Annotated in this window: 6 protein-coding genes and 1 pseudogene; 2 read left to right on the top strand and 5 right to left on the bottom strand. The window is 75.0% G+C overall.

Translation table 11 applies throughout. The annotated features are described in order from the left end of the window. A pseudogene (locus AB0L40_RS25925) lies at positions 1–329 on the bottom strand (hypothetical protein); the annotation flags it as partial. 648 nt (positions 330–977) lie between these two features. Here AB0L40_RS25925 and AB0L40_RS25920 point away from each other — a divergent pair. Next, the gene (locus AB0L40_RS25920) at positions 978–1,547 is read left to right on the top strand and encodes a TetR family transcriptional regulator (protein ID WP_364361388.1); all 570 of its coding nucleotides are present in this window, start codon (positions 978–980) and stop codon (positions 1,545–1,547) included. A gap of 151 nt (positions 1,548–1,698) precedes the next feature. Here the strand turns inward: AB0L40_RS25920 and AB0L40_RS25915 are convergent, their stop codons facing one another. Both AB0L40_RS25915 and AB0L40_RS25910 read right to left on the bottom strand, forming a co-directional pair. Continuing rightward, positions 1,699–2,604 carry a pyridoxamine 5'-phosphate oxidase family protein gene (locus AB0L40_RS25915; protein ID WP_364361386.1) on the bottom strand — a complete coding sequence of 302 codons (906 nt, stop codon included), beginning with the start codon at positions 2,602–2,604 and terminating at the stop codon, positions 1,699–1,701. A 2-nt stretch (positions 2,605–2,606) separates the two neighbouring features. Further along, positions 2,607–3,056 (bottom strand): VOC family protein, encoded by a 450-nt coding sequence (locus AB0L40_RS25910; RefSeq protein WP_364361384.1) that lies wholly within the window; start codon positions 3,054–3,056, stop codon positions 2,607–2,609. 88 nt (positions 3,057–3,144) lie between these two features. On the opposite strand from AB0L40_RS25910, the gene AB0L40_RS25905 reads away from it, so the two are divergent. Next, positions 3,145–3,690, top strand: coding sequence for a CGNR zinc finger domain-containing protein (locus AB0L40_RS25905; RefSeq protein WP_364361382.1), 546 nt, complete (start codon positions 3,145–3,147; stop codon positions 3,688–3,690). 80 nt (positions 3,691–3,770) lie between these two features. Here AB0L40_RS25905 and AB0L40_RS25900 read toward each other — a convergent pair whose 3' ends face one another. Next, entirely contained in the window at positions 3,771–4,085 is a 315-nt protein-coding gene (locus AB0L40_RS25900) for a UBP-type zinc finger domain-containing protein (RefSeq protein WP_364361380.1), read from the bottom strand. 94 nt (positions 4,086–4,179) lie between these two features. Then, the gene (locus tag AB0L40_RS25895) at positions 4,180–5,757 is read right to left on the bottom strand and encodes an ATP-binding protein (protein ID WP_364361378.1); all 1,578 of its coding nucleotides are present in this window, start codon (positions 5,755–5,757) and stop codon (positions 4,180–4,182) included. Between the last annotated feature and the right edge of the window lie 74 nt (positions 5,758–5,831).

The following is a 5,831-nucleotide window of genomic DNA, read 5'->3' as shown; positions in this document are numbered from 1 at the left end:
CGCAACCCGACCGGGCGGTCGTCCCAACGTAGGGGAATCATCCGACTGACGGTACAAGATGCCTTCCGTGCGGACACGGGACCCGCCCGCGCGGGCTCCGGCGCTTTGGGCGCGGCGTCCGCAGGCGCCAGGTCGAACAGCGAAGGACGGGCCTCCGCCTCGGCCGCCGCGACGCGATCGGCAACCAGCTTGGCCAGCGGGGTCAGCGCCTTGCGCTCGTCGGCCGCCAGCGCCTTCCATCCCGCCCGCACCGCATCGAGCGACGCGCGGGCGCCCGAGGCGCCGGGGTCGGCGAGGACGGCGGCCAGCCTGAGGAGCGCGTCGTGCACCCCTGGAACGTAGCCGGGTGGCGTCCCGAGCCGGTCCCCGACGGCGGACCGGCACACCGTCGGGACCGACCCGTCACGAAGACGCACGCGACCCCACCCGCGGACGATCCCGGACACCCCACGGCCGACGATCGACCGCACCCCCACCCACGCAACGCCCCCGACCCCACCCGCGGACGATCCCGGACACCCCACGGCCGACGATCGACCGCACCCCCACCCTCACCCACGGCCAGGGGCTTCGCCCCGCCCGGGCGGCGGCCCAGCGCGCCGCGCCCGTCAGGCCCGCGCCCGAACAGGCTGTTGGCGGTCTTCGCCTGGCCGAAGCCGAGGCCCGGCGTGTACTCGCGGCGCTCGAAGAACAGGTCGTCGAACACGATCGGGGAGCTCGCGTGGCCGCTGGACGACACCGACACGACGCGCGCGTCGCCCGCGGCGGTCGGGGCGCCGTGCAGGCCGACGGCCAGCGCGAAGTGGCCCAGGTGGTTGGTCCCGAACTGCGTCTCCCAGCCGTCCTTCGTGACGCCCTTCGGCGTGTCCATCACGCCGGCGTTGTGGACGAGGACGTGCAGCGGTCCGACCCAGGCCGCGACGACCGCATCGCGACGACCGTAACAAACTATCTAGTTCGTCGTTACGGTTCGGGCCGTGAGGGACGGAGAGCGGAGCAAGGAGCGGCTGCTCGAGGCGGCGACGGCGGAGTTCGCGGCCCACGGGATCGCCGGGGCCCGGGTCGACCGCGTCGCGGCGACGTCCGGCGTCAACAAGGGCCAGATGTACGGGTGGTTCGGCTCGAAGGAGGGCCTGTTCGACGCGGTCTTCCGGCGGCACCTGCACCGGATCGTCGACGCGGTCCCGTTCACGCCCGACGACCTGCCGGGCTACGCCGTCGCGCTCTACGACTCGTACCTGACCGACCCGGAGCTCGTGCGTCTCGCGGCCTGGTGCCGCCTGGAGCGCGTGCCGGTCGGGGAGCTGCTGGCGGCCCACCCCGGCCTGGCGGACCCGAAGCACGAGGCGATCGCGGCGGCCCAGGCCGCGGGCCGGATCGTCGACGACGTCCGCCCCGACGAGGTCTACGCGCTGATCATTGCGATGGCCGGCACGTGGTCGCCGATCAGCGCGACGTTCACCGCCGCGCCCGACGACCCCGCCGCCGACCACGAGCGCCGGCGCGCGACGCTGCGCGCGGTCGTGGCGCGGGCGCTCGTGCCGTAGGGCGGGGCCACGGCGGATGCGCCGGCCGGCGAGGTCCGCCCGCCTGATCTCCGGGCTCGCTCGGCCCCCGACCGCCTGACCCCGGGACCGGAGACCGTCGGGGCCGTCGGCGTCCGGTGTCCACCGGCGCGCCGGGCCCGCGATCGTCCGCTCAGGGATCGAAGCGCGAGAGCTCCGCCGGCCCCCAGCGCAGCGGGCTCGCGCCCGGCAGCCGGACGGTCCGGTCGACGCGGACGTCGACCATGCGGTGCGCGCCGGGGTGCGCCGCCGCGCGCTCCGGCGACCAGTCGATCTCCGCCGTCCCGGTGAGGAGCAGCAGGTCGCCGGCGTCCCAGTCGGGGAACAGCAGCCCGACGTGCGGGTCCGACGCGATGTTGCCGAGGGTCATGAAGAGCGAGTTGCCGGTGTAGTCCGGGAAGCTCAGGGACCGGTCGTCGTGGACCGTCACGAAGCCCGGCCGGCCGCCGCGGTGCGACGCGTCCGCCCCCGTGTCCGCGTGCGCCGAGGCGACGAAGAACGCGTCCGCCGCCGCGATCAGCGCCCGGTCGCCGGCCGTCAGCACGTCGCCCGTGACGGCCGGGACCGCGCCGCCCCGGCCACGCTCGACGCCCACCACCGCGCGCCGCGAGATGTACTTCGGGCAGTTCGAGTAGACCTCGTCGGTGTCGACCACGAGTCCCCCGCCGGCGCCGGGCCGGGCGTGGCCGTTGACCCGCATCCGCCGGCGCGTCTCGGGCTCGATCGCCAACAGGCCGACGGGCGTGCCGGCCCGGCCGAGGAGCGTCGCCAGCGGATCCCCCGCGGCCGGCGCCGCCGCGATCACCACCGTCCGCGGATCGGTGGCCTGGGCGAACCCCGGGTGTCCCGTCAGCAGGCTGCACCACACCGCCCCGTCGTCGTCGCGGGCCGCGACCACCAGCATGGGCCGCTCGGCGAGGAAGGCTGCCGCGGGTGCCGGGATCTCCCGCGTGATCATGCGCGAGACCCGGGCCGCGATGTCGGCCTCGCCCGACCGCTCCCGGACGGCGCGCTCGCCGGCGTGGGGCACGAACGACATGCTCAGAAGAAGCCGCAGGTGGGGGCGGTCGCGTCCGGCGCCGGACGCTCGTCGCCCGCGCCGGTCGGCGCGTAGATCTCCAGCCGGACGCCGTCGGGGTCCTCGAAGAAGATCCCGCCGGAGCTCGCGCCCTCGCCGTGCGGGACGACGCCGTCGTGCAGCAGCGTCGCGCCCGTCGCCCGCACGCGCTTCTCCGCGGCGTGCACGGCCGCGACGTCCGCAACCTCGAACGCGAGGTGGTGCAGCCCGGGCCGGTCGGTCGGGAAGCGCCCGTCGCTCTGCTGCCAGAGGGTGAGGACGACCCGGCGGCCCTCGCCCAGGAAGACGAAGCGGCGGTCGTCGACCAGCGACTCCTGCAGACGCTCGAAGCCGAAGACGGCCTCGTAGAAGTCGCGGGCCCGCTCGAGGTCCGTGACGTTCAGGCCGACGTGGCCCGGGGCGATGGTGCTCATGCGGTCAACCCTAGAACGACGAATCTAACCTGTCAAATACGTTTTAGCGGTTATGTCGGAAGCGCGGCATGGCGTACCCTCGGAGGACGTGCCGGACCCCCGCCCCCTCCCCGACGAGCCGCTCCCGATCGACCTCCTGAACACGGAGCTGATCGCGTCGGGTCGACGCGTCGACCTGCTCGCCGACGTCGACGGACTGCGGACATGGTTGGAGGCCGTCGGCCGGCCGGAGCTCCCGGCGAGCCCGGCCGGCCTGGCGGCGCTGCACGAGGCGCGGGCCGCCGTCCGGGGCGTGCTCGAGGACGCCGGCGACGACGCGGCGCGGCGACGACTGAACGCGGTCCTGGACCGCGGCCGGCGGCGGGAGGAGCTCGGCGACGCAGGCCCCGCGAGCGTCGTGGAGGTCCGCGACGAGGCGGACCGGCTCGCGTGGGAGGCGGCCAGCGCCCTGCTGCAGCTGCTCCGCACCGACCGGCACCGCCTGCGCGCGTGCGACGGCCACGACTGCGTGCTCTGGTTCCACGACACCTCGCGCTCCGGCCGCCGCCAGTGGTGCTCGATGGCCACGTGCGGCAATCGCGCGAAGGCGCGCAGGCACCACGCGCGGAGCAAGGACGGGACGGCGAAGGGGTAGGGCGGGCGGACCGGCTCGCGGCCGTCGGACCCGGCCGGGGAGCGGGCGCCGGACGGACGCGCCGGGACGCCGGGCGTTCCTCAGCCGAGCATCGGCGACGGTGGGATCCGCGGCTCGCCCGTGACGGCGGGGATCACGAACGCGGCCTGGTCGACGAAGCACCAGGACCAGTCCTCGCCCGGCTCGATCGAGCGGATGATCGGGTGCTCGGTCGCGCCGGCGTGCTTCGTGGCGTGCTGACCCGGCGAGTCGTCGCAACAGCCGACGTGGCCGCACTCCAGGCAGATCCGCAGGTGCAGCCACACGCCGCCGACGGCGAGGCAGTCCTCGCAGCCCGCGACCTCCTCGGGCAGCGTGGTGATCTTGACGTGGTCCAGGTGGGTGCAGGCGGGCATGGGGGCTCCGGGCGAGGCGGATCGCGCGGCGTGACGGCCGCCGCGCGGTGGACGTCGAGGATCCCACGGCCACCGGGCGGCGACCAGGGGTGCCCTACATCCCCTCCGGGATCCCGAGCCGCACGGTGAACGTCGTCCCCGTCGGCGCGTCCACCGACGAGTCGACGACCAGGGAGCCGCCGTGACGGTCGACCACGATGCGGCGGACGGTGGCGAGGCCCAGGCCCGTGCCCTCGCCGACCTCCTTGGTGGTGAAGAACGCGTCGAAGATGCGGTCGCGGACCTCGGGCGGGATGCCCGGGCCGTCGTCGGAGATCTCGACCACGGCGCAGGTCTCCTCGCGCCGGGTGCGGATTGTGATCGTGCCGATGATGCCGCCGGCCTTCGCGGTCTCGGCCGCGGCGCTGAACGCGGCCTTCAGGCCACCGGTCGTGCCCCCGGCCGCCCGCTCCGCCGCGTGCTGCTCGACCAGCGCCTGGATCGCGTTGTGGATCAGGTTCGTCCAGACCTGGTTCATCTCCGATCCGTGGATCGTGAGCTTCGGCAGGGAGCGGTCGTACTCGCGGACGACCGCGATGCCCTTGCCCTTGAGCTTGTGGCCGAGGACGGCGAGCGTCGTCTCGAGGCCCTCGTGCAGGTCGACCTCGACGAGGTCGCCGCGGTCGAGGTACGCGTAGGACTTCACCGAGCCGACGAGCGACGACATCCGCCGCGTGGACTCCTGCAGCTCGGCGACGAGGCCGCGGGCGGCCAGCGACGCGGCGACCCACTTCAGCGCCGCGCCGGTGGCCGGACCGGCCAGCGTGGAGACCCTGCCGACCCACTCCGCGTCGACGCCGGCGGACGCCAGCTCCTCGGCGAGCACCCACGGCTCGGGCACCTCGAGGTCCTCCAGCACGTCCTGCAGGGCGTCCTCGGCGTCGGCGGCGTCGAGCCCGTCGAGCGCCGTGCGCCCCTCGGCCGCGGCGGCGACCTCGCGCTGCAGCGCCACCAGCTCGGCGGCCTGCTCGCGCTCGACCCCGGCCTCGACGAACGCCCCGAACGCGCCCGTGATGACGTCGAGCACGTCGGCCAGCTGGGCGGCGGTGCTCTGCGCGGCGGCGGCCGGGTTGTTCAGCTCGTGGGCGAGTCCCGCGGCCATCGTGCCCAGCGACGCGAGCCGCTCGCGGTCCTGCTCCATCGCCGTCACGCGACTCATCACCGGCGCCACCTGCTGCATCACGCGGCGGTGGACGGAGGGGTGCAGGAAGGCGAGCTTGCGGAACTTCTCGCCGTGGATCATCGCGACCCGGCTGGGCTCCTCGGTGACCAGCCGGACGCCGACGGGGGCGTCGGAGAGGACGGCGATCGCGCCCATCCAGGTCGGGGCGCGCTGGCGGCCCGTGGGCTCGGTCCGGTCGCCCTCGACGCGGAACCCCTGGGCGGACCCGCGCAGCAGCAGCTGGACGCCGATCGGCACGCCGTTCGGCTCCGCCAGGCGCTCGCCCTTCGGGACCTCGCGGACCTTCGTGACCGCGACCCACGTCCCCAGCGCCTCGTCGTCGAGGTCGTCGAAGAGGTCGATCCCGCGCAGCTCCTCGAGCGTCACGGGCTCGACCGGGCCGTCGGTGGACCCGGGCATCGTCCACTTCGGGGCGCTCGTGTCGGGGTGCGACTTCGCGCCGCCGGCCACGCCGGCGGGTCAACGCGCTCTACGTGCGCGCCGAGCGCGAGCTGCGGGCCGAGCTCCCGTCCTACGACCTCGGG

Origin of the sequence: Patulibacter sp. NPDC049589 (genome assembly GCF_040675535.1) — a bacterium.
Classification (GTDB): Bacteria; Actinomycetota; Thermoleophilia; order Solirubrobacterales; family Solirubrobacteraceae; genus Patulibacter.
This window is presented reverse-complemented; position numbering and strand designations above follow the sequence as displayed.